Annotated in this window: 3 protein-coding genes; 1 reads left to right on the plus strand and 2 read right to left on the minus strand. The window is 71.4% G+C overall.

Annotated features, from left to right (window positions below; genetic code table 11):
* Positions 1-250 (plus strand): response regulator transcription factor (locus ACFPZL_RS12390; RefSeq protein ID WP_382335656.1); only part of this gene is annotated, 250 nt, incomplete at its 5' end.
* Positions 251-440: 190 nt separating this feature from the next.
* Here the strand turns inward: ACFPZL_RS12390 and ACFPZL_RS12395 are convergent.
* Together ACFPZL_RS12395 and aqpZ are read right to left on the minus strand one after the other, a co-directional pair.
* Positions 441-1,184, minus strand: a complete 744-nt coding sequence (locus tag ACFPZL_RS12395) for a phosphoglyceromutase (protein WP_218114326.1) — start codon at positions 1,182-1,184, stop codon at positions 441-443.
* Between the two features lie 76 nt (positions 1,185-1,260).
* A complete protein-coding gene (aqpZ, locus tag ACFPZL_RS12400; RefSeq protein WP_218114325.1) occupies positions 1,261-2,004 on the minus strand; it encodes an aquaporin Z in 744 nt (247 codons plus the stop codon).
* Positions 2,005-2,337 lie beyond the last annotated feature (333 nt).

The raw sequence follows: 2,337 nt of genomic DNA on the forward strand, positions 1-2,337 counted from the left end.
GATCGCCGCGCAGCTGGTGGCCCGGGCCGGAGGGACGGGAGCAGGTGCGCCGGATCCGCCGCGCCTCACCGCGCGAGAGGGCGAGATCCTCGCGCTCGTCGCCGCCGGGCTCAGCAATCCCGAGATCGCCGCACGGCTCGTGATCGGCGAATCGACTGTGAAGACCCACCTGCTGCACGTCTTCGAGAAGCTCGGGGTGAGCGACCGCACGCGGGCCGTCACCCGGGCGATGCAGTTGAGGCTCATCTGAGCCTCGCCGCTCGCCGCACGGCGCGTCCCCTCCCCGCAAGTGCTCAGTAGTTACGGGTGCGGTCGTTCAGCACCCCTCATTACTGAGCACTTGCGCGCGGCACGGCGCGGCGCACACTGGCGCAGAACAGAGCGGCGCCCACCGGCGCGGCGCAACACGGAGCAGCGCGACGCGGCTCAGAGCCAGGTGCTCAGTGCTTGCCCTGCGCGGCCACCGCGGCGGCGCCGGCGGCAGCGGCATCGGGGTCGAGGTAGCGCCCCGGGCCGACGGGGGTGCCGTCGGCCTCGATCTCGTAGACGAGGGGCATGCCCGTGGGGATGTTCAACGCCGCGATATCCGCGTCGCTGATGCCCTCGAGATGCTTCACGAGCGCCCGCAGCGAGTTGCCGTGCGCGGTGACGAGCACCGTCCTCCCCGCGTTCAGGTCGGGCAGGATCTCACCCTCCCAGTAGGGCAGCAGGCGCACGATCACGTCTTTCAGGCACTCCGTCTGCGGCCGCTCGCCGTCGATGCCCGCGTAGCGGGGATCGTTCGCCTGCGACCACTCGCTCGCGTCATCGAGCGCGGGCGGGGGGGTGTCGAAGGATCGGCGCCACTCCATGAACTGCTGCTCGCCGTACTTCTCCAGCGTCTCGGCCTTGTCGAGCCCCTGGAGCGCGCCGTAGTGGCGCTCGTTCAGACGCCACGAGCGCTTGACCGGGATCCACAGGCGATCCGCGGTGTCGAGCGCGAGATTCGCGGTCTGGATGGCCCGGCTCAGCACGGAGGTGTGCAGGACGTCGGGCAGCACACCCGCCTCGGCGAGCAGTTCCCCGGCACGAGCGGCCTCGCCTCGCCCCTGCTCCGTGAGCCGCACGTCGACCCATCCGGTGAAGAGGTTCTTCTGGTTCCACTCGCTCTGGCCGTGGCGCAGCAGGATCAGGGTGTTCGTCATACTCCCAGCCTACCGGCAGGCAACGTCCGGGTCGGGTCGGACCGCGCAGCCCGGCCCGACCGGAGGTCCGCCCCCGCTATCGATCGGCGGGCTTCAGCCCTCCGAGCAGCGGCTTGAAGATCAGGCCGGCCAGCAGGCCGCCGACGATCGGGAACACCAGGAAGGCCCACAGCTGCGCCAGCGCCTCCCCGCCCCCGAAGATCGCCGAGGCGATCGAGCGCGCCGGGTTCACCGAGGTGTTCGAGACCGGGATCGAGATGAGGTGGATCAGCGTGAGCGTCAGGCCGATCGCCAGCGGCGCGAACCCCGCTGCCGCCCGCCCGGACGTGACGCCGAGGATCACGAGCACGAACACCGCGGTCAGCACGACCTCGATCAGTGCGACGGAGAGCAGGCTGTAGCCGCCGGGCGAGGCCTCCCCGAAGCCGTTCGCGCCCAGGGTGCCGGTGTAGCCGCCGGGCTGGCCGTTGGCGATGGCGAAGATCAAGGCTGCGGCGAGCACGCCGCCGACGATCTGGGCGACGAGGTAGCCGGCGACGTCCTTCCAGGCGAAGCGGCCGGCGGCGGCGAGACCCAGCGTGACGGCCGAATTGAAGTGGCCGCCCGAGATCGGCCCGAAGGCGTAGGCGCCCACCACGACGGTGAGGCCGAAGGCGAGCGCGACGCCGAGGAAGCCGACGTTGACCGGATTGCCGGGGTCCCCCGGGAAGCCGGCCGCGAAGACAGCGGTTCCGACGCCGCCGAGCACGAGCACGAAGGTGCCGACGAGTTCCGCGACCAGTCGCGCGCCGACGGTGGAAACCTGCTGAGTTTCAGACATGGGGAACCCCTCTGTTCGGTCCTGCTGAGCCGAACGCCCCGGTCCTTCGGTCGAGGCGCCTCAGCCACAGGGTAACCCGATGCTCCGATGCCGGGCCGTTGGGAGGTGCCGTGTCGCTCAGCCCGGACTTCCGCGCGGTACGACGATACGAGCCGTGCACGGCGCATGGCGGTGCGACGCCCGCGCGCACACCGCCGGCCGGCTACAGCCGCTTCAGCTTCGGTATGTCCCGCGCGCTGCCCGCGTCCGCGGGGACGATGACCTCCTGCGTCGCGGCCACGCGTCCGCCCGATTCCCCGAGCGAGACCTCGAGCGCCGCGTCCTCGGGCACGG

It is taken from the genome of Leucobacter soli, assembly GCF_042659205.1.
Taxonomy (GTDB): domain Bacteria; phylum Actinomycetota; class Actinomycetes; order Actinomycetales; family Microbacteriaceae; genus Leucobacter; species Leucobacter soli.